The organism is Clostridium aromativorans (genome assembly GCF_020908015.1).
In the GTDB taxonomy this organism is placed as follows: domain Bacteria; phylum Bacillota; class Clostridia; order Clostridiales; family Clostridiaceae; genus Clostridium_B; species Clostridium_B aromativorans.
The window spans coordinates 89,122-111,676 of the sequence record NZ_JAJJPB010000005.1 but is presented as its reverse complement, the minus strand read 5'-3'; the positions used below and the strand labels follow the sequence as shown (position 1 = coordinate 111,676).

At 32.5% G+C, this 22,555-nt stretch carries 20 protein-coding genes; 11 read left to right on the top strand and 9 right to left on the bottom strand.

Going from position 1 to position 22,555, the window contains the following annotated elements:
• The first annotated feature begins 98 nt into the window (after positions 1-98).
• Positions 99-1,148 carry a YkvI family membrane protein gene (locus LN736_RS06560; RefSeq protein ID WP_150357207.1) on the top strand — a complete coding sequence of 350 codons (1,050 nt, stop codon included), beginning with the start codon at positions 99-101 and terminating at the stop codon, positions 1,146-1,148.
• 75 nt (positions 1,149-1,223) lie between these two features.
• Here the strand turns inward: LN736_RS06560 and hydA are convergent, their stop codons facing one another.
• Positions 1,224-2,603: a dihydropyrimidinase gene (gene hydA / locus LN736_RS06555; protein WP_150357206.1), complete on the bottom strand. Its 1,380-nt coding sequence runs from the start codon at positions 2,601-2,603 to the stop codon at positions 1,224-1,226.
• A gap of 132 nt (positions 2,604-2,735) precedes the next feature.
• Here hydA and LN736_RS06550 point away from each other — a divergent pair, with 132 nt between their 5' ends.
• Positions 2,736-3,635, top strand: coding sequence for a radical SAM protein (locus LN736_RS06550; RefSeq protein ID WP_150357205.1), 900 nt, complete (start codon positions 2,736-2,738; stop codon positions 3,633-3,635).
• Positions 3,636-3,701: 66 nt separating this feature from the next.
• Here LN736_RS06550 and LN736_RS06545 read toward each other — a convergent pair whose 3' ends face one another.
• The 4 genes from LN736_RS06545 to murI all read right to left on the bottom strand — a co-directional run bounded on the left by LN736_RS06545 (position 3,702) and on the right by murI (position 7,503).
• Positions 3,702-5,501 (bottom strand): heme NO-binding domain-containing protein, encoded by a 1,800-nt coding sequence (locus LN736_RS06545; RefSeq protein ID WP_150357204.1) that lies wholly within the window; start codon positions 5,499-5,501, stop codon positions 3,702-3,704.
• 61 nt (positions 5,502-5,562) lie between these two features.
• A complete protein-coding gene (locus tag LN736_RS06540) occupies positions 5,563-6,234 on the bottom strand; it encodes an XRE family transcriptional regulator (protein ID WP_150357203.1) in 672 nt (223 codons plus the stop codon).
• A gap of 39 nt (positions 6,235-6,273) precedes the next feature.
• A complete protein-coding gene (locus LN736_RS06535; protein ID WP_179978184.1) occupies positions 6,274-6,675 on the bottom strand; it encodes a DUF3783 domain-containing protein in 402 nt (133 codons plus the stop codon).
• A 48-nt stretch (positions 6,676-6,723) separates the two neighbouring features.
• Positions 6,724-7,503 carry a glutamate racemase gene (gene murI / locus LN736_RS06530; RefSeq protein WP_150357201.1) on the bottom strand — a complete coding sequence of 260 codons (780 nt, stop codon included), beginning with the start codon at positions 7,501-7,503 and terminating at the stop codon, positions 6,724-6,726.
• A 327-nt stretch (positions 7,504-7,830) separates the two neighbouring features.
• On the opposite strand from murI, the gene LN736_RS06525 reads away from it, so the two are divergent.
• Positions 7,831-9,729, top strand: a complete 1,899-nt coding sequence (locus tag LN736_RS06525; RefSeq protein ID WP_150358011.1) for a type I glutamate--ammonia ligase — start codon at positions 7,831-7,833, stop codon at positions 9,727-9,729.
• A 52-nt stretch (positions 9,730-9,781) separates the two neighbouring features.
• Here LN736_RS06525 and LN736_RS06520 read toward each other — a convergent pair whose 3' ends face one another.
• On the bottom strand, positions 9,782-10,330 hold the full coding sequence (locus LN736_RS06520) for a 2'-5' RNA ligase family protein (RefSeq protein WP_150358010.1): 549 nt from the start codon (positions 10,328-10,330) through the stop codon (positions 9,782-9,784).
• A gap of 170 nt (positions 10,331-10,500) precedes the next feature.
• Between LN736_RS06520 and LN736_RS06515 the strand changes: the two genes are divergently transcribed.
• The 5 genes from LN736_RS06515 (at position 10,501) to LN736_RS06495 (ending at position 14,171) form a co-directional block, all read left to right on the top strand.
• Positions 10,501-10,665 (top strand): DUF1540 domain-containing protein, encoded by a 165-nt coding sequence (locus tag LN736_RS06515; protein ID WP_150358009.1) that lies wholly within the window; start codon positions 10,501-10,503, stop codon positions 10,663-10,665.
• A gap of 235 nt (positions 10,666-10,900) precedes the next feature.
• Positions 10,901-12,163 carry a UDP-N-acetylglucosamine 1-carboxyvinyltransferase gene (locus LN736_RS06510; RefSeq protein ID WP_150358008.1) on the top strand — a complete coding sequence of 421 codons (1,263 nt, stop codon included), beginning with the start codon at positions 10,901-10,903 and terminating at the stop codon, positions 12,161-12,163.
• 22 nt (positions 12,164-12,185) lie between these two features.
• Entirely contained in the window at positions 12,186-12,971 is a 786-nt protein-coding gene (locus LN736_RS06505) for an MBL fold metallo-hydrolase (RefSeq protein WP_150358007.1), read from the top strand.
• A 17-nt stretch (positions 12,972-12,988) separates the two neighbouring features.
• Positions 12,989-13,552, top strand: a complete 564-nt coding sequence (locus LN736_RS06500) for a GerMN domain-containing protein (protein ID WP_150358006.1) — start codon at positions 12,989-12,991, stop codon at positions 13,550-13,552.
• A 115-nt stretch (positions 13,553-13,667) separates the two neighbouring features.
• Positions 13,668-14,171 carry an SEC-C metal-binding domain-containing protein gene (locus tag LN736_RS06495; protein WP_150358005.1) on the top strand — a complete coding sequence of 168 codons (504 nt, stop codon included), beginning with the start codon at positions 13,668-13,670 and terminating at the stop codon, positions 14,169-14,171.
• 17 nt (positions 14,172-14,188) lie between these two features.
• On the opposite strand, the gene xdh is transcribed toward LN736_RS06495, so the two are convergent.
• From xdh to LN736_RS06480, 3 genes are all read right to left on the bottom strand, one after another.
• Entirely contained in the window at positions 14,189-16,774 is a 2,586-nt protein-coding gene (gene xdh / locus LN736_RS06490; RefSeq protein ID WP_229981240.1) for a selenium-dependent xanthine dehydrogenase, read from the bottom strand.
• 67 nt (positions 16,775-16,841) lie between these two features.
• Entirely contained in the window at positions 16,842-18,053 is a 1,212-nt protein-coding gene (gene dpaL, locus LN736_RS06485) for a diaminopropionate ammonia-lyase (protein ID WP_229981239.1), read from the bottom strand.
• Positions 18,054-18,248: 195 nt separating this feature from the next.
• On the bottom strand, positions 18,249-20,003 hold the full coding sequence (locus LN736_RS06480; protein WP_347562623.1) for a sigma-54 interaction domain-containing protein: 1,755 nt from the start codon (positions 20,001-20,003) through the stop codon (positions 18,249-18,251).
• A 337-nt stretch (positions 20,004-20,340) separates the two neighbouring features.
• Between LN736_RS06480 and yqeC the strand changes: the two genes are divergently transcribed.
• From yqeC to yqeB, 3 genes are read left to right on the top strand one after another with little or no spacing between them, the layout of a single operon-like run.
• The gene (yqeC, locus tag LN736_RS06475) at positions 20,341-21,063 is read left to right on the top strand and encodes a selenium cofactor biosynthesis protein YqeC (protein WP_236035256.1); all 723 of its coding nucleotides are present in this window, start codon (positions 20,341-20,343) and stop codon (positions 21,061-21,063) included.
• A gap of 21 nt (positions 21,064-21,084) precedes the next feature.
• On the top strand, positions 21,085-21,660 hold the full coding sequence (gene mocA / locus LN736_RS06470; protein WP_179978187.1) for a molybdenum cofactor cytidylyltransferase: 576 nt from the start codon (positions 21,085-21,087) through the stop codon (positions 21,658-21,660).
• A gap of 12 nt (positions 21,661-21,672) precedes the next feature.
• On the top strand, positions 21,673-22,542 hold the full coding sequence (gene yqeB / locus LN736_RS06465) for a selenium-dependent molybdenum cofactor biosynthesis protein YqeB (protein ID WP_179978188.1): 870 nt from the start codon (positions 21,673-21,675) through the stop codon (positions 22,540-22,542).
• Positions 22,543-22,555 lie beyond the last annotated feature (13 nt).

Sequence of the window (22,555 nt, the reverse complement as noted above, 5' to 3'; positions counted from 1 at the left end):
TATTTTTCCCCTAAATAGAATTTTAATTTATAATTCATTATTTTCATATTACATTTATATAATTATATTAATAATGATTTATTTAGGGGGTACACTCTTTGAAGGAGAAAATAATTTTAATTTTCCAAATATCTGCCGTTTTTATAGGTACAGTAGTTGGTGCAGGATTGGCATCAGGTCAAGAAATAAGCCAATTTTTCACTCAATATGGATACAAAAGCTTTTTTGGCATATTAATCTGTGGTATTATATACATAATAATGTCTATTATAGTAATCAACTTAAGCATAAAATATAAGTTAAATTCCTATGATGGGCTTATTCTTTTGGTAAGCCCCGGATTTTTAGGTATGGTAACTAATTTTTTAACTACCTTTTTTTTAATTGGAGGTTCCTCAATAATATTGGCAGGAAGCGGTGCCTTAATACATCAATATTTTGGCGTATCCAGGTGGGTAGGTATATTTTTTATGGTATTCGCATCCATAATTATCCTATTTAGAGATACCAAAGGACTGATGGAAATAAATTCAGTAATAGTACCCTCTCTTATACTTGTAATATTAACTTTATTTCTGCTGCATTTAATTTTCTACAAAAATGTAAATCTATCTTTTATAAAAAGCATACCCTATTACAAAAATAACTGGCTTTTATCTTCATTAGTATATTCAGGATTCAATGTACTATGCTGCAGCGGAGTACTTGTACCCCTTAGCCTTTCCATCGGCAAGAAAAAAAGTCTTATAGCTGGATCTATTATAGGAGCTCTGGGGCTTACAATTTTGGCTTTTATAATAAACTTTTTACTGATCTCAAATATACCTTACATATTTAAATATGAAATTCCTCTGCTCTACATAGCCAACCGATTTGGCAAGCTGCTTCAAACAATGCTTCTTTTTGTAATTTGGCTTGAAATGTTTTCTACAGAAGTGTCCGATGTATACAGTGTAGGTAAAAATCTGCAGGAAATATTCAATATATCTTACAATAAGTCAGTAATCTTAATCATTTTAATCACAATTCCTATATCCCAAATTGGATTTATAAATTTAATTTCTCTATTATACCCTGCATTTGGAGTGGTTAGTTTCATATTTATACTGCAATGTATAATTTTTTATATAAGAGAATATAGTAAATAAGACTTATAAGAGGGCTATCTCAAAACTTTGAAATAGCTCTCTTTATATGATATATAACATCAATCATTAAGTCGATTATAGGTGAGTTATCCTATGTCTTTTTATAAATTTCCCATATCCTTTTTTCCCTATAAATTTATTATCCTGTACGATTATTTCTCCTCTTACCATAGTCAAAACAGGATAGCCTCTCACCTTAAATCCTTCATACATAGTATAGTCAACATTCTCGTGAAGAATGTCCCTGGTCATAGTAACCTCTTTATCCGGATCTATTAAAACTATATCTGCATCTGAACCCACTGCAATATGTCCTTTTCTGGGATAAAGTCCTGAAAGCTTGGCAGGAGCTGTGGAACATACATCTACAAATTTATTTATTCCTATTCTCCCCTTTACAACACCTTCAGAAAATATAAGAGGTATTCTTTCTTCAATACCGGGTCCCCCGTTAGGACAATCTGCAAAGTTATCTTTCCCAAGCTGTTTTTCACCTTTATAGAAAAATGGACAGTGATCTGTTGCTATGGTCTGTATATATCCATCTTTAATTCCACTCCACAATGCAGCTGTATCCCTTTCTCTTCTCAAAGGTGGACTGAAAATATACTTCAATCCATCAGGTTGCCTAAGTTTATCTTCTGTGAGTAAAAGATATTGAGGACAAGTTTCTGCATATACCATTTGCCCCCTATCTCTTGCCATTTTAATATATTCCAAACCAATTTCCGTAGAAAGATGGACAATATAAAGTGGTGCATCCCCTGCTATCTTTGCAAGGTTTATCATTCTGTTTATTGCTTCTCCCTCCACCTCAGCCGGTCTGCTTAAAGCATGATATATGGGCTGTATTTTACCCTGTTTGATAAAATATTCTTTAAGATATTTTATAGAATCATTATTTTCACAATGTACTGCAGTAATTCCCCCCAGTTCTTTCTGTCTAGCAAGGAGCCTTAAAGCTTCATAATCACTTAATTTGAAATCATAGGTAAGATACATTTTAGAGCTTGGAATTCCCTCTTCTTCCAGCAGCTTTTTCAATTCCTCCAGTCTATTATCATTTATATTCTGTATAACACCATGAAATCCATAATCTATAACAGCCTTTCCGTCTGCATATTTATGATAGACTTTTACCTGATGCGTCAGATCACAGTCCTTGGGACCAAATCCCATATGATCTACTATGCATGTAGTTCCCCCGCAGGCAGCTGCCACAGTACCTGTATAAAAATCATCACTTGCCGTTACTTTTCCAACATGAATATTAAGATGAGTATGTATGTCAATGCCCCCTGGTATTACATATTTACCTTTTGCATCAATAACCACATCAGCTCTTTTACATATATTCAAACCGATCTCTTTTATAATTTCGTCTTCAATATACACATCTCCCCTATATATATCATCTGCAGTTACAATAGTTCCGTTTTTTATTAAAGTAGACACGTGAATCACCTCCAAAAAGCTATTATTATATCTACTATACAATTAAGCAAAAATCATTCCATAGCTTCTTTACAAAATAGAGAATATATTTTAACATATTATTATATAAACATTAGGAAAGAAGTGTTCTTCATGATAGATACTCTTAAAAGCTGTAACCTATGCCCTAGAAATTGCAGGATAAACAGATTAAAAGGACACATTGGTTTTTGTAATGCTGGTAAAAATGTAAAAATAGCCAAGGTCTCTCTTCACAAATGGGAAGAACCCTGTATTTCAGGAAGTATTGGTTCAGGTACCGTATTTTTTTGCCATTGTAATTTAAAATGTGTATTTTGCCAAAATCACAGCATAAGTTCTGAAAATATAGGTAAAGAAGTATCTATAGAAAGACTCAGTGACATATTTTTAGAACAGCAGGAAAGAGGGGCACATAACATAAACCTAGTCACTCCCACCCATTATATACCCCAAATAGTTCAGGCACTTGATATAGCTAAATCAAAGGGACTTACCCTTCCCATACTTTTCAACACCAATAGTTACCAGACTACAGAAGCATTAAAAGCTCTTGAGGGATACATAGATGTATATCTTCCCGATCTAAAATACTTTAGTAATAAATATGCTATAAAGTATTCCAATGCACCTGGCTATTTTAATTGTGCTTCGAGAGCTATAAAAGAAATGTATCGTCAGGTAGGAAGTGTAACATTTAATAGTTCCGGTCTTATAACAAAGGGACTAATAATACGTCATCTTATGATCCCAGGTCTGCTATTTGACTCAAAAAAGATAATGGATTATATCTATAACACTTTTGGAAATTCAGTATATATAAGCATCATGAATCAATATACCCCCGTGTATCATGCTTACAAATTTCCAGAAATAAATAGAGCATTAAATCCTAAACATTATGACTCCCTCATAAATTATTGTATTTCACTTGGAATAAAAAATGCGTTCATTCAAGAAAACGGTACGTGTTCCGAAGACTTTGTACCTGATTTTGATCTACAGGGAGTATAATTAATTCTATTAAAAACTGACTAAAAAATATATCAAATATCTATTTATTAGTCAGTTCTCAAATTTTCATATTTTGTATTTATCCAGTTCTGATTTAAAGGATTCTGTTATCTTTTTAAACTCACCTATACTGCCCATAAGATTTTTAATGTCATTAGTATAATTGGACACATTGGCACTAACTTCCTCTGAAGACGCTGAGTTTTCCTCTGCAATTGCTGCCAGAGATTCCATATTATCATATATCCCAGATATAGAATCCGATTCTTCAGTTAGCTTATTTATAGTTTTTATCATGGAAGAAGCAACCTTCTCTATAGAATCTGTAGCTTCATAACTTATATCTCTTACATTTTGAAGCTTATCACTTTCCAGTTTCAGTATATCGAACTGTTCCTCTATATTCTTCACCAGTTCCTTTATATCTTCTGCAAATTTAACCAAGTTGGAATTTATATCTTTTACGGCATCCTGAGATTGTTCTGCCAGATTTCTCACTTCTTCAGCTACCACTGCAAACCCTTTACCCTGCTCTCCAGCACGAGCAGCTTCAATAGATGCATTGAGAGCCAATAAATTAGTCTGTTCTGAAATTCCTGAAACTATGGAAACTATACCTGTTATATCCTTTGCCTTTGATTGAAGTTCAGTTCCCATATCTCTGACTTTTTTAAAACTTTCCAAAGTACTCAATATATTTTTACTTGTACTATCTACGTTTTTATAACTGTTGCTTATTTTATCCATAGATTTCTCAAGTTCCAGCTTATTACCATTTTCATTTTGCACTATAATTTTTAAATTTTCAATGTTGTCATTCAATACAGATACCACTTTTTCTGTATTTTCTGCCTGATTTACCGCACAATTGGCCACCTGTTCTACTACATCAGATATCTCACCTGAAGTATTGTTCATTGAATTGGATATTTTATCTATATTTAACACAAATGTGTTCATTTCATCAGTTACACCTTTGAATCCCACAAAATCTGATTTTATTGTTTTCTTATGCTTCTTTAAAAGGTCATATATGTTTTCAAAAAAATCATTCGTCTCTATATCCCCATCTTCAATGTAATTATTTCTATTGATCTTATTCATCGTATCCATTATAATAGACTGAGGTTTCATAAGTATGGAACCAGATATATAAGCTCCTAAAAAAGCTACCAATGAGATTATTATAGACTTAAATAAATTATTCAACCCTAATAGTGGAACAGACACTATCAAGCACAATACCAAACTGAATATTCCAACTTTTATTCCAACATTTTTTATAAATCCCAAAGAAAGCAGTTTATTAAACCCATAAACTTTCTTATAATATATATCTTTATCAAAAGTAAATTTAAACTTTACAGAATTATTTGTTTCTTCGATTTTCTCTATTCCAAGCTTTTCTCCAAAAAATTTAGCGCTTCCTTCTATCATACCCATAAGGTAATCAAACATGGCTCTATCAGATTTATATTCAAATACAGCGGTTTTAGATGATATAGGGTTTATTACTACGAGAGGTGGTTTGGCTCCTGGAAATTTTTTAGTCATAACTACATGTACATCAAACATTGATCTCAAAAATGAATACAAGTTTTCATGTTTGAAAAAAGCTGGATAATCTTTATAAAAAGCATTTATATTATCAAGACCTATCTTTTTCCATAATGTTTTTACATCCTCATTATTATCTTTTGCTATAATTTCAATTACCTTTTTTATCTCTGCGTCATCTACATTTTCAATAGGTGAAAATATTTTAGATGCTCCCCATCCAACTTTATCCATAGCAGTATCTACAGTTTCATCACCATAAAGTTTCCTGCATGTCCTCATCCATGTGGCAATTACAGTACCTTTCATTTTTTTATCCTCCTTGTGTGACTTCATGTATAAAAAGTTCCATTTAAACTGTACAGCTTATTTATAGCATAATCTCTACTTTATCTAATTTTGCAATTACATTTAAACTTTTTACTTCAATAGTTTCCGTTCTTACAGTGTTTTTACCGCTTATAAGAAGCATTTTATTGTTATCCAATTTCTTTATCTGCCTCAGCACTCTGCTGTCATTATACTCCACCAAATATATAGAATTGTTTTCAATTTCTCCCGTAATATGTGCAAAGGCCAAATCCCCTCTCTGTATTCTAAAACCTTCCATATCATCGCTCTCTATTTTCAAATAAAAAACCTTGTCCTGTGCATATCCCTCTATTTTATTTTCAATCAGAGGAAGTTGTTTAAACCCAATAGGTTTATCCATTTCGTATTTATACACAGGTACTTTTTTCAAAACGGATCCAAAGGCTTCATTCCAAATATCCTTAACTTTTTCTTTCTTATTATTATATATCGGAGAAAATTCTTCTTTTTTGACCTCATGTGTCTGTTCTTCAAAAGACATTGTTATATCATTCATATCTTTACCTAAAATTTTAGAAATCCTATCTATTATTCCCTGATTAGCTATTTTTTTCCCTATCTCAACTTCATTTATAAATCCTTCGGAAACTCCCAACTTCTTAGCAAGCTTTTTTTGACTCATTCCCGATTTAATTCTTGCAGATTTTATTTTTTCTCCTATTCTACTCATTTTTTCCTCCCATTACTAAAAAGGTCATACTATATCATACTATTTTGAAACTTCTTTATTTTTCTTAAACCATGCTCTCTCCTGGAGGAGATGATTCAACAAATACTTAAAACTCCAATTTACAGAAGTTTCAGTGACCACGGCCAAAATAGGTGTACTCTCTATCTTAATTTTTAATTCTCTCATAATTCCATTTATCTGTTTATCCGTCAAATCATTAAATAATATTACTTTTTCATTTAAAAAATAAACATTATCCTGTTTTTTTAATTGTTCTCCTGAATTTCCAGATAATATGTCTTTTATTTTCATTTCTGTCATGTGATTTTTTATTATTTTAAAATTGCTGACATTAAATTCTCTGCCTATATCTTTTATAATCTTTTCATCATTTTTATCAAATCCATATAAAATTATGGCTTTATTACTTTGTAGAAACATGTACATCATCCTTTCAAAACATCACTTTCAAATAAAATACTGATCAATTTATCTTTTTAAAAGCTCATAGCTCAATTTTATAATGTCCTGGCTATTCATAGAATTAAATATCTTTATACTGCCCAATTTATCTATATTTTTATTTATAATGTTATACTTGATTAGTTGCCTTTTAAGTTGCTGTACAGTACCTTTGCTGCCATCTATTATAGGTATATCATTACCCAATATCTTAGATATGCTTTCCTTTATAAAAGGATAATGTGTACATCCCAATACCACAGCTGCAATTCCCTGTTTCTTCAAAGGAAGCAATTTCGGATTTAAATAATCTTCAATTACTTTTCCCTTTATTATACCCTGTTCGATGAGTTCCACAAGTCCAGGACAAGGGAGCGGCTCTATCATTGAATTTTTATCATATTTTTTCATAAGGTTATTAAATTTTTTTTCAGATAATGTCATAGTGGTCGCCATTATCACTACTTTCCCTATTCTATTAATTTCCATAGCTGGCTTCAATGCTGGTTCTATACCTATTACCGGCATGTATTTGCTATATTCTTTTCTCAAGTCTATTATAGCCGCACTAGTTGCAGTATTGCAGGCGATAACCAATGCCTTTATATCTTTCTTCAATAAGAATTTTACAGCATTAAGCGTAAGTTCTTTTACATTTTCCACAGTTCTTATACCATAAGGAGCCATTTTTGAATCTCCAAAATATACATAATTTTCATTTGGTAAAATTTTAACAGCCTCTTTTAAAACACTTATTCCACCTATTCCAGAATCAAAAAAACCAATTGGTCTGTTCTCTGACTCCATTCTATCACCTCATTAACTCCAATTGAATAAATAATATTTTATCATTTATATTATATATTATAGATTTAAAGTATACAAATATTAAAACATATGTATAAATATACACAAAATTTTTATTTTATGCTTTTAGTGAAATATACGGTACTTGTATATTAACAATATTGCAATTTTAAGTCTAAATTCCTTCAAAATGTGTTGACATACATACATATTAATTATAAAATCATAGGTATATAAAATTTAAAAATATAAACCATAAATTTATTATGCACAATGATTAGAGTATTAAAATACTCTTCTAAAAAATTATTCACAGGAGGGAACACCATGTTAAAAGATCTGATCTATATAGTGCCTAAAGAAATGCACTCTGAAGAAAATTTAAAGAAAATGTTAACTTCCCATCCAGAAATAAAATTCGTATCCCTGGTAGGTATAGACCTTTCTGGAAATGACACCGACGAAAAAATTCCCATCAAAGTTCTCCTTGAGGACATAAACGCCTTTTTAAAAGGTGCAATCCAAACTGACGGCTCATCCGTAGTACTTCCCGGAATTGCCAGCTTAAATAATGCAAAAGTGGATATGGTATGCGACTTAGATGTAAACTGGTATGTAGAATACAATACGGACAATAAGGATGCTGAAACAGGAAAACCTATCGGAACACTGAGAATTCCCTGTTTTCTGTACCATGAAAATCAAGCTGTAGATTCAAGATACACTTTGAAAAACTGTATTCAACACTTCAAAACAAACCTTCTAAATTTATTCACAGAACATCCTGATTCCCTAACGCCTTTTAACATAAAATATGACGATATAGATGACATAGTTGTTACTTGTGCTACAGAATTAGAGTTTTGGGTAAAGACACCTAACGATCAGGCTGAAATTGAGGAGCTTTCTACATCTCAGGTACTTCAGGAACAATATTGGACTAGAACAAAAGGTGTAGTTAGGACAGCCTTGGAACAAACTATTTTGACTATGGAATCATATGGCCTGGAACCGGAAATGGGCCATAAAGAAGTAGGTGGAGTAAAAGCCAAAATCGATGAATCAGGAAATTTCAATCATATAATGGAGCAATTGGAAATAGATTGGAAATATTCTAATGCCATGCAGTGTGCTGACAATGAGCTCCTTGTAAAAAGTATAGTCAAAGAAACTTTCAGGAACAATGGTCTTGAAGTTACTTTCCTTGCTAAACCAATAGATGGGGTAGCTGGCAGCGGCGAACACACTCACATAGGATTGGCTCTGAAATTGAAAAACAATAAGAGAATAAATTTATTTTCTTCAACTAAAGAACACTTTTTAAGTGTTTTTGGATATTCTTCCGTAATGGGAATACTTAAAAATTATGAAGTCATCAATCCTTTTGTTTCTTCTACAACTGATGCACTTAGAAGATTAAAACCAGGATTTGAGGCTCCAATTTGTATTGTAACCTCTATAGGACATTCTGTTGATATACCTTCAAGAAATAGAACGGTACTTATAGGTGTAATAAGAGATTTAAAAAATCCACTGGCTACAAGGTTTGAATTAAGAGCTCCAAACCCACGCACCAATACTTATCTAGCTTTGACTGCACTGTATATGGCTATGATGGACGGTATAAATTACGCTTTGAAAAATAACAAAACAGAAGATGAACTTCTATCCGAGCTCTCTAAAAAACCTGGTGAGGAAGCAGATTATCTAGAAAAAGATAGAGCTTATAGAAGTGAGGAGAATATATTTGAAGATTTTACCGATGAAGAAAGAGAAAAATTCTTTGGCAAGGCTCCTGCTACTGTATATGACAATCTCTCGGCTATTGATAAATATCCTGAGAAGAAAGCTGTATTGGTTAAAGATGATGTATTAAATGACAAATTGATAAATAGCTTTAAACTTGGTGCTACAAAAAGGTGGCTAATAGAAATAAATCATAGAATCATAAACGAATTCTGTGATGAAATAAGGGGCTATAAAATGCTTCATTCTATAGATAAAGCACTGGATCTGGATGTAGCAAATTGGATGAAAATAGAAGAATTAAGATATTATTTAATGAAAGATTCCTATTCTAAAAAAAGTTTATTTTCAAGAATAAAAATTGCATCTGAAAACAAAAATTACGAGGAAGTTTCTAAACTTCAAATAGAAGCCGAGGAAAGGATGTCCGAGTTAAGAAATTTATATTCAATATACAAAAAAAATTTATTGGACATCTAAAATATATAAATGAGAGCAAGATCAAATCTTGCTCTCATTTATATGAAATATTCTAAAAATCTTTCAAATAAAAATTTTTTATCAGCATATCCTTTTTATTATTTATCGGTTTCCACAATGCTATTCTATCAATTCTTGCCATTTTGTGGACACCTTGTCTTTTTACATTCTCACATGCAGCTGAATACTCCTTAGAACTCCATTCTCTCATAGCGTAATTGGTATTAGCCAGAGATATATGTAAATCCCATTTACTTATATCTTTTCTAACATCAAATTTATATAATCTCAATTTTTCATTTATCTGTCTAGCCAATCTTATAATATATCCTTTATTTTCTACTTTTAAATTCACAGATTTATAGGGAGGTTCAAAACAAATAGCTCCATTTATCTCCACTTTGAATTTCTTATAGGGTTTCAATATCCCTGAAACAATTTCATTAAATTTATCTATATCGGGATTTTCCACAACTTCAAGAGTTATATGTAAAACTGGCATATTTTTATACAATCTATACTTTCTACATATGTTTTTTTGTATGCGCTCAATATATGAATAAGAATCCTTATCAAACAAGGCCACTAAATAATATTTCATTATTTCCTCAGTCCCCCAAATTAATATTATACAAATGCCATTTTATAATATTATATCACAGAATCACCAGCTTCATAATGTTAAAAATTTCAATAATTTTTCAGTATATAAACTACTCAATGGTGAAAAAATATTATTGTTATAAAATTTATAAAAGAAGAGGTGCTATTATGAATACTGATCACAATAACAGTATTGGATGTATAGTCAATGAGTGCAAATTTCATGCAAAGGATACCAACCATTGTACACTTAATAAAATACAGGTCACAAAGCATGAGTCAATGGCCAAGGATGTTCAGTGTACTGATTGTGGAAGCTTTGTAAAAGAGTAATTCCTCGAATATATATTCATCTAAAATAATATTACACATAAAAATCCAGTTTTATCATTGCTAAAACTGGATTTTTATTTTCAAATAATTATTTAAACCTTCTGTTCATATTTTAAAATTTTGTGTTAAAATAGCATGGAATTATGATATAATAAATTTTGTGTAATATGAATTAAATTTTGAGATTTTCTAAACTTTATATAAATACAAATTTGTGATAAGGATGGATATATGAATGGATAAATTGGTAATTAACGGTGGAAATTCCCTTTCCGGTTCTATAGAAATTAATGGCGCGAAAAATGCTGCTGTTGCAATATTACCAGCCTCAATAATGGCTAGTAAGGGCGTATCTTCAATCGACAATATTCCTGATATAGAAGATGTTCACTGCATAGAAAGAATTCTTGAGAGTTTAGGCTGTAAAATAAAAACAGGTAAAAATTCGGTGGTAATTGATAGTACCACCATAGATAGTATAGATGCAAATACAGATGATGTAAGAAAAATGAGGGCTTCTTATTACCTTATAGGTGCTCTACTAGGCAGATTTAAAAAAGCCAGAGTTGAACTGCCCGGAGGATGCCCCATAGGTGTCAGACCCATAGATCAACATATAAAGGGATTTGAAGCTTTAGGCGCTAAAGTAGAAATTAAACATGGGTGTGTAATAGTAAACGCTGACAAATTAGTTGGAACTAACATATTTTTTGACGTGGTAAGTGTAGGTGCTACTATAAATGTAATGCTAGCTGCTACACTTGCTGAAGGTATAACTACTTTAGAAAATGTGGCAAAAGAGCCTCACATAGTAGATGTAGCAAATTTTTTAAACAGCATGGGAGCAAATATAAAGGGCGCTGGAACAGAAGCGATACGAATTGTTGGGGTAAAAGAATTGAGAGGATGTTCCTACAGCGTTATTCCAGATCAAATAGAAGCAGGTACATATATGATCGCTGCTGCTGCATGTGGCGGCGAAGTAGAAATTCAAAACATCATACCAAAACATCTGGAATCAATATCGGCAAAACTCATAGAAATGGGTGCCCAAGTAATAGAAGACGGCGATTCTATAACCGTAAAATCCAATGGGAAATTAAAGGGAGTAAACATTAAAACTCAACCCTATCCTGGTTTTCCAACTGATGTACAGCAGCCTCTCAGTGCACTTTTAACCGTAGCTAAAGGCAGGAGTATTATAAATGAAAGCATATGGGAAAGTAGATTTAAACATGTAGATGAGTTGAAAAAAATGGGTGCCAATATAAAAGTAGAAGGTAGAACTGCAATTATAGATGGAGTAAGCAAACTAAGCGGTGCCGTAGTAAAAGCTACGGATTTAAGAGCCGGTGCAGCAATGGTCATAGCCGGACTTATTGCAGAGGGTACTACTGAAGTTTTAAGTATTGAACATATTGACAGGGGGTATCCCAATATAGAAGATAAATTTAAAGCTTTAGGTGCTGATATAAAAAGGGTATCTTATTCTAAATAATTTTTATGGGGAGACTTTTAACATGATTTTTTGTCCTTTGTACAGCGGCAGCAGTGGAAATAGTATATTCTTAGCATCTCGCCATGCCAAAATTTTAATAGATGCTGGTCTTTCTGGCAAAAGCATAGAAAGAGGTCTTGCAAAAATAGGCTATAATGCCAATGAAATAGATGCAATATTAGTTACCCATGAACATATTGATCATATTAAGGGAGTAGGTGTATTATCCAGAAAATACAATATACCTATATATGCTAACACTCTCACATGGAAAGCTATGTTGAAATCTGTGGGAAAAATAAAAGAAAACAATCTCAATATAATTACGAATAATTATATTAGCATTAAAGATATGGACATAATCAGCTATTCTATATCCCATGATGCTGTAGATCCCTGTGGATATGCTGTTGACTGCAATGGTAAGAGAGCTTGTGTAGCAACGGATTCAGGATTTATTTCAGAAGAAAATAAAGCTATACTTAGGGATTCAGACGTACTGCTTATAGAGAGCAACCATGATGTAGAAATGTTAAAATTCGGTCCATATCCCTATGAATTAAAGAGAAGAATATTAAGTAAAATAGGACATTTATCCAACGATGATTGTGGAAAAGCTATCTTAGATATCTTAAATGGAAAATTCAAAAGAATTATTCTGGGACATTTAAGTAAGATAAACAACTATCCTGAGCTAGCTTATCAAACTGTAGCAACTACCTTAAATGAAGCTGGAGTTAAATTAAAATCAGATATAAATATTTCTATGGCAAAACGTGATGAGCCCAGTAACTTCATAAATTTTTAATAAAAAGGTGGTAATATATGAAAAGAATTTTCAGTATGACAATATGTTCTATAATTGCATTTTCCTTTCTGACACTGACTGCCTGTGAAAAAAAAGATGAACTGAGCATAAATAATAAACAAAAAGAAAAAGATATAGTACTTTCAAAAGGAAAAACTAACTTATTGGATCTAGATGTTTATTTCAATTCCTCAAGTAAGCCAAATACTGTTGAAATTACAAAGGAGAGCAGAGTTATAAAAGAAGATGAGCTATTGGCTGAAACAATAGTAAATGAACTGATAAAAGGTCCCTCGGTAAATAGCAGATTAGCACCTATACTTCCAAAAGAGAGTAGAGTTATGAGTATTTCCATAAAAGATAATATTGCCTATTTAAATCTAAGTAAGGAAGCTAATACTAAAATGACTCCGGTAGAAGAAGAAGCTTGTTTAAAGGGCATAGTTTTTTCTCTTGAACAACTTCCAACTGTGAAAAAAGTTAAAATTTTTATAGATAACAAAGATTCTAAAATTTGGGGGGATAATTTTGATTTATCCAAACCTCTTGGTAAAAATGATATTGAAAGCTTAAAAAAATAATAAGTGAATTTATTGAAATCACCTTTACACAAACTTTTATACCAGGATACATCTAAAATTTATTTTCAATTTTGAAAGGAGGTACTTGCTGCCAAATACTGCAGCAGGATAATATATGAGTTTATATAAAGAATGGACAGATACCGTAGTAGATTTTGTGAAGGCAAAAGGAGAAAACGCTTTTTGGAAAGAATATGGTTCAATTGAAAGAAACATTTATACAGAAATATTATCAGAACATAACTCTACCATAAGCGGAACAATAGAAAATTTAGCTAAAAAATTTAAAATATCACCGATATTTTTTACAGGGTTTTTAGATGGAATAAATCAAAGCATAGAGAAGCCATTAAATTTAGAAAATCTGAAGAGAACTTCAACTATTGACATAGAAATTAATTTTGAAAAATTATATTACAATATGTTAGATGCAAAAGCAGATTACTTATATAAACTTCCCCAGTGGAATTCCATATTTTCTAAAGAAAAGAGAAAAGAAATTCATAAAAATTGGGTTAATTCCAAAACAGTGGTTAATAAAATTAAAATAGGTAGAAATGATCCCTGTCCCTGCGGAAGTGGTAAAAAATACAAACAATGCTGTGGAAAAAATAATTAATAAGAAATCCCTACACGTTAGTGTAGGGATTTCTTATTATGTTTTAAAATTTTTTTATTATACGCCGTATCTTCTAATGGCAGCTTGGTTCTAAATTTTCCATCTAATTTTAAATATGCTCCCTGAATTGCCGGTGCTGTAGGAATGCAGGTTATTTCTCCTATTCCTTTAGCTCCACAAGCAAGAGAAGAATTATTATTTTCTATTATTATGGTTTTTATCTCTGGAACTTTCAGTGCCCTAAAAAGTCCTAAAGTACCAAATTTAGCTGTAGGTACTGAATTTTTTAATGGATAATTTTCCGTAAGAGCATATCCAAGTCCCATAACAACTCCACCTTCTATTTGTCCCTCAATATTGCTTGGATTTATAGCTTTCCCTACATCATGAGCTGCAATTATTTTTTGAACTATTCCCTTTTCATCTAAAACTGCTACCTGGGTTGCATAACCATAGGCCACATGACTTATAGGGTTGGGTTTATCTGAATTTATAGGATCTGTAACTCCAGAATACTCTCCATAAAAATCCTTATTTTCTAAACTCTCCAGCGGCTCATGTGCGAGGGCTTCTTTGAGTTTTAGCGATGCCAACCTGGCAGCTTCTCCTGTAAACACCGTCTGCCTTGAAGCAGTAGTTGTACCTGAATCTGGAGTAATTTCCGTATCAGGCGAATCCACTACTACATCTTTTGGAGTGACACCTGCAGTTTCACAAAGTATTTGAGTTACCATAGTCGCAAGACCTTGACCTATACAAGCTGCACTAGTCCTTATATGCACTTTTCCATCTACTACAGTCAATCTACATCTTCCTATATCCGGAAGTCCTACCCCTATACCGCTGTTTTTAAAACAACTAGCTATTCCCACATAAGGATATTTTTCATACTCATCCTTAACCGCCAGAAGAGTTTGCTTCAAAGCCACATCATCTCCTGCTATTTGTCCATTGGGGAGTACTTCTCCAGGTTCAATAGCATTCTTATACCTTATTTCCCAAGGTGATATTCCAACTTTTTCTGACAATAGATTCAAATTACATTCTGTAGCAAAAGCAGATTCCGTAACCCCGAATCCCCTGAAAGCTCCTGCTGGAGGGTTATTTGTATACACTGCAATTCCTTCCACTTCTATATTTTGATAATTATAAGGTCCTGCCGCATGTGTACAAGCTCTTTGAAGGACAGGTCCTCCCAAAGAAGCATAAGCACCAGTATCAGATATGATCCGTGCTTTCATAGCTGTTAAGATACCATTTTCATCACAGGAAGTCGTAAATTCCATTTCCATAGCATGCCTCTTAGGATGTACAATTATACTTTCTCTACGAGTTAAAGTGACCTTCACCGGTTTTTTAGCATACCAAGCCAGAAGAGCTGCATGATGTTGCACGCTCATATCTTCTTTCCCACCAAATCCTCCGCCAACATATTTGCTAATTATCCTTACTTTTTCAGGAGGCAATCCCAGGATACTTGAGATTTCCCTACGATCATCATATATGCCCTGAGTTCCAGTATATACCTTTACTCCATCTTCCCCATATGGCATAGCTAATGCAGACTCTGGTTCTAAAAAAGCATGTTCCGTAAATGGGACTGAATACTTGTTGGTAACTACATATTTAGATTCTGCTATAACTTTATCCGGATCTCCTCTTTTTAAAATTTCTCTTGACAATATATTTCCTTTAGAATGTATCTTAGGTGCATTTTTTGCCATAGCTGCTTCAGGAGACGTCAATGGATTAAGTTCTTCATATTCTACTTTAATTAGACCCAATGCTTTCTGCAATACTTCTTTAGTCTCCGCTGCTACCAGGGCAACAGCATCTCCTAAATATCTGGTTTCCTCTCCCTCTGCAATCATAATCGGCCAATCACTTACTATATGACCTGAATATCTTTTACCCGGCACATCTTTAGCCGTAAGAACTGCCACAACACCAGGATAATTCTCTGCTTCTGTCGTATCTATTGATTTCACTAAAGCCCTAGGATACTTACTTCTTAAAGCTGAACCATATAGCATTCCATCTACATACATATCCCCCGAATACTCTGCCCTGCCTAATATCTTGTCCTCTGCATCAACCCTGTATATTCTCTCTCCTACAAGTCCCTTAAAATTTCTTTCAGGCAGCTTGATTTTTTCTCTAAAAGCCTTAGCCGCCATTTTTATAGCTTTTTCTATTTTTACATAGCCAGTACACCTACATATATTACCATTGATAGCGGCTTTTATATCCTTAGAAGTTGGGTTTAAATTTTTATTTAGAAGAGCCTTAGCACTTATAACCATCCCAGGAATACAAAAACCGCACTGCACTGCCCCAGCTTCAGAAAAAGCCCATGCAAACACTTTTCTTTCTCTTTCTGTAAAGCCTTCAATAGTCGTTATATTTTTTCCTTCTACTTTAGACAAAGTAAACAAACATGCCCTTGCTGCTTTATCATCTAATAACACCATGCAGGCTCCACAGGCTCCTTCACCACAGCCATTCTTTACTGAGGTCAACCTTTCATCATCTCTTAGATAATCTAACAGCTTTTTATCTTCACTTACAATCTTTTGAACTCCATTTAAAGTGAATTTATACATATTACTCTCCTCTTTGACATATCTAAAATATATAAAAATTAGATATTATGATTACAATATTTATAAATTATATGCTCTGATATTCTCCATCCCATACAATTCTTCTGTATTTATCCGGATCCGTATCGCCTTCCGTACTAAATAAAAGTACCTTTGAATTTTCATCTAATTCCAGCTCTTCTCTAAGTCCTTTTAAATCGTCTCTTGTCATTATAGAACATAAAAGCCCTGTGGTAACTGCACCTGATTCTCCTGAAATAACTCTAGTATCTCCTTTCAATGGATTTCCAAGAACTCTCATTCCTTTAGCCGTAACCCAGTCGGGACAAGCAATAAATTCACTGCTATAGGACTTCAATACTTCCCAGCCTATGGTATTTGCCTCACCGCAGGCAAGTCCCGCCATTATAGTAGGCATATCTCCTCCAACGGATCTAACTTTTCCGTCATTTGCTACAGCTGATTTATACAGGCAAGCTGCCTCATCGGCCTCCACTACAACTGTCCTAGGGCAATTCTCTCCAAATGCAGATGCAAAGAACCCCTGAACCGAACCAGCCAGTGAACCAACTCCAGCTTGTATAAATATATGAGTTGGTCTTTCAACTTCTAACTTTTTCAACTGCTCCAATGCTTCTAAGGACATTGTCCCATATCCCTGCATTATCCAGGTAGGGATATCTTCATAACCTTCCCATGCGGTGTCTTGAACCATTACCCATCCATTCTCTTCTGCATGCTTATTTGCCAATCTAACTGCATCATCATAATTCAAATCCGTAATAGTTACATCTGCACCTTCATTTTTTATATTCTGAAAACGGCTTTGAGATGAGCCCTTTGGCATGTATACTACTGATTTTTGTTTTAGTTGAGATGCCGTCCATGCAACTCCGCGCCCGTGATTTCCATCTGTAGCAGTTATAAAAGTAATTTCTCCCAATTGCTTTCTTACTTTGTCTGAAGTGACTTTGGCATATCCCAATTCTGATATATCCCTATTTAATTTTTGAGCCAGGTAGTTTCCCATTGCAAAAGAACCTCCTAAAACTTTAAAGGCGTTTAGCCCAAAACGATAGGATTCATCTTTTACATATATACCACCTAAACCAATTTTTTTAGCCAAATTGCTCAGATTCACTAAAGGTGTTTCTGAATATTGGGGAAAACTTTCATGAAATTTTTTAACCTTTTCAATTTCCCTCTTACTTAAAAATTCTACAGATTTTTTTTCCTTTACTCCGATAGTATTTTTCTTCCACAATATCTTTTTATCCATTTTATTTATGTCTCCTCTTCATAATAACTTTTTACGCAATTAACTACAGCAATAATCGTTCCATAACAATTTAGAAAAACTCTATAAAAGTTGATATTTAAAATTCAAAAGATATCGCTGTATAATATGCGACAATACACAATATCTTGGTTATCATTATGATAATAAAGTATCATAATGATAACCAATAAAAAATTATTTTATGCCTCCCAATTTTCTATACAAGGTAGCTATTCCTATACCCAATTTATTTGCTGCCATTTGCTTGCCTTTCGTATCAGAGCCATACAAGTCTAAAGCCTTCAATATATATTTTTTTTCAACTTCTTTAAGTGGTTTTATCGATTCATGTGCTAAAATTTTTTCATCTATCTGACCCTTATAGTTTAAAATAGTTTCAGGAAGCATATCTACAGTTAGAATTCCACTTTTGCCAGCCATATTCATCATAAATTCTATAGTATTTTCCAGTTCTCTTACATTGCCCGGCCAGGAATAATCTACTAAGAGCTGTTTTGCTCTACTATCAATGCCATGAATTGATTTATTAAAAGCATAATTGTATTTCCCAATTATATTCATAGCAAGCAATTCTATATCCTCTTTCCTGCACCTGAGAGGTGGTACTTCCATAGGTATGACATTTAAACGATAATATAGATCCTCTCTAAATTTATTTTCCTTTATAAGTTTTTTTAAATCCCTATTAGTGGCTGCTATAACACGTATATCTAAATTCATAAGCTGGTTGGATCCAATTCTGACTATTTTTTTCTCTTGAATTACTCTTAGTATCTTCACCTGTAAATATAGTGGCATATCACCTATTTCATCCAAAAATATTATACCCCCATTGGCCAGTTCAAATTTTCCTATTCTTCCCCTAGGATCTGCCCCGCTGAAAGCACCTCTGGCATATCCAAATAATTCGCTCTCCAAAAGATTATCAGGTATAGCTCCACAGTTTATGGCTATAAAAGGCTTATTCCTCCTATCACCTTCAGAATGTATAGCTTTGGCGATCAATTCTTTCCCCGTTCCACTTTCTCCTGTTATAAGTACTGTGGATTTTGAAGAAGCCATCTTTTTTATCCTATCTTTCAATTTAATCATAACTTTAGACTTTCCTATAATATCATCAGCTTTAACTTCTCGTATTTTTGCTACCTTATACATATCCGCCTTTAATTTTTTTATTTTGTCAAATATAAATATTCTATCATAGGTGGCTAATCTCGGATATACTGGAATCAACTGTCCCATTAAATATAATTTCTTCTTGTTTACTATAACTGTATACACTTCTGTACCTGCTATATATTCACCAGTTGCAGTCACATCTATACTATGTTTAAATTTATCCGGATCTATATTAAGCTGATCTGCCGCACTGCTGTTCATATGAACAATTTCATTATTATCACTCAAAACCACTACACCCTTATTCACAGAATCTATAACCTGTTTTAAAAGATCTATCATCATATTGTTTCTCTTATTTTCAAAATGGGCATATATCTTAGCTCTTATAAAATCTGATATTTGCTCTAAAATTTCCAGATAAGATTTTATATTTTTCTTTACCCGCTGCTTTTGTTCATCATCTGAGCATATAAATCCTATAACCCCAATAATCTTTTCTTCATAAATTATAGGCATAGAAACCTGCATTTTTTCAATACAATGCTTCCTATTATTACAATTCCTACACAAAAAATTTTTACCTGGACTTTCTATTACCTGTGTTTCTCCAGTTTTAAGAACATGATTATATACATAACCTTCTGTAGAAATATCTTCATCTGTCTTTTGACTATAGATACCTGTACCCGCAATTCTTAAAAAATTCTTATCAACTATTTCTACATCTACATTTATTGTTTTTGAAATTATATTTGCATACTTGATAACTGTAGGCTGTATTTGCTTTAAAAAAGAAGTTTCCATCATTACATCAATCCTTTTTAGATCTAATAAATTATCATCTTGATATATTTATACTAAAATTATAATTTGATTTTATTATACCCTATAGCATTATGAAATTTATCAAATATACATATAATTATCAATTTGATAATGGAACTGCCTATAATATAGTTTTTTTATTTTCCAACCACAATTTTATATCCATAAATTTAAAATTAACCCTTTGCTTTATCTTTAAATTTAGCATACATAATTATTATATCAATGGCTTATCAAATACTTTAGGTATACTTATTGCTTGTATTAATAGAAATCAGTAATATATATTTAATACACTGATAAACGAGGTGTTCAAAAATTGCTGAAAGACTTGTTGGGTATATATAAAAACTGCGTTGTATCAATAGTTGGAGCTGGAGGTAAAACCTCTTTTATGTTTAACTTAGCACAGGAACTTAGATCTCAAAATAAAGTACTGTTATTTACTACTACAAAAATTTATGTTCCCTCTAAAGAACAGTATGATTTTATGGCTATAGGTAAAAAAAATTTTCTGCACTGCTGTACATTACCTGAAAAAGGTATCTATGTTTATGGTAATATATTAGATAATAATTCAAAAATATCGGGACTAGATGAAGATACATTAATAAAAGAGCTTCATAATTTTGACTATATATTAATAGAAGCAGATGGTTCAAAAGGCAAATCTCTAAAAGGTTGGAGAGAAAACGAACCTGTAATCTTCAAAGGCACCAACATTACTGTTGGAATAATTGATATAACTTGCTTAGGTAAGACAATCAATTCAGATAATATCCATAGAGTTGATAGATTTATAGAACTAACTAATTCTCACTTAGGTGAAAAAGTCTCATTAAATCATTTGATTTCACTTATACTTCATCCTAATGGTTTATTTAAAAAATCATCGGGTAAAAAAATTCTATTCATCAACAAAGTGGAAGACACAAATTCAACAGTATTTTCAAAAATATTATCGAAAAACATTAAACCTCATAATTACATAGATAGAATAATTATGGGCAGCTTAAAAAATAAAATTTATGAGGTACTTTAAAGGGGGTAAACTATAAATTAAATGATCAATGCTATTATAATGGCTTCAGGATATTCTCATAGAATGGGTACCGATAAACTGCTTTTACCTTATAAGGGTAAACCATTACTTGAACACACTATTGATGCCATAGCAAATTGTACTTTTAATCAAGTCATTCTAGTTGCACGAGATGTAAAAGTGATAAACTTGGCTAAAAAAAAGGGGTTAAATGTTGTAAAAAACAACAGGGCTTACATTGGTCAGAGTCAATCTATAAAACTCGGAATTATCAATTCAGTCCCTGCTGACGGATATATGTTTTTCACAGGTGATCAGCCTATGCTAACTTCAAATACTATAAACGATTTAGTGCAGTGCTTTAAATTTCATAGACATTTTATTATAGTACCTAAATTCAAGCTTAGGCCTGGTTCCCCTGTCATTTTTCCAAAAGACTATATAAAAGAACTTCTGAATTTAACCGGTGACACTGGTGGAAAATCTATAATAAATAAAAACATTGATAAAATAATCTTTTTAGAATTAAAAAATCAATATCCTATTTTTGATATTGATACACCGTACGATTATAAAAATATATTAAATATAAAATAAGGGTGATCTAATATGCGTAATGATATTGTGATAATTCGAGGAGGAGGAGATATTGCTTCAGGTACTGTGCAAAAGCTTCACAGATGTGGTTTTAAGGTTCTGGTTTTAGAAGTTAAAAATCCCACTTCTATTAGAAGATTGGTATCTTTTAGCGAAGCAATATACGAGGGTAAGATTACAATAGAAGGAATTACCGCTGTATATGCTAAAAATATGAAAAATATATATGATGCGTGGATAAATAACAGAGTTCCTATAATGGTAGATCCACACTGTAATTGTTTAAATACCATAAGGCCTAAAATTTTAGTTGATGCAATACTGGCTAAAAAAAATTTAGGAACAAATATAAACATGGCAGATATAACTATAGGTCTAGGCCCTGGCTTTAAAGCAGGTGACGATGTAAATGCAGTTGTTGAAACCATGAGAGGTCACAATTTGGGAAGAGTTATATACAGCGGCTGTGCCATGGCCGACACAGGATGCCCTGGAAGTATACTTGGTTTTTCTAAAGAACGAGTGATATACAGCCCCTGCAGTGGAATCATAAAAAATATTAAGCAAATTGGAGATCTAGTAAAAAAAGGCAGCACCATAGCCCTAGTAGACAATGTAAAAATAAAAGCCTCATTGACAGGAGTGTTAAGAGGTATTATAAGAGATAACAGTACTGTATTTAAGGGACTTAAGATAGCTGATATAGATCCCAGGGCTTCTGAGCGTAAGAACTGCTTTACAATTTCTGACAAAGCAAGAAATATTGCTGGTGGTGTATTGGAAGCTATTTTATATTTGCAAAACAATAAATCAAATGTGGAAGATCATTGCAGAGTACAGAATATTAAGACACATTTACAAAAGGGATTACTGCATAATTAAACTATGCAGCAAT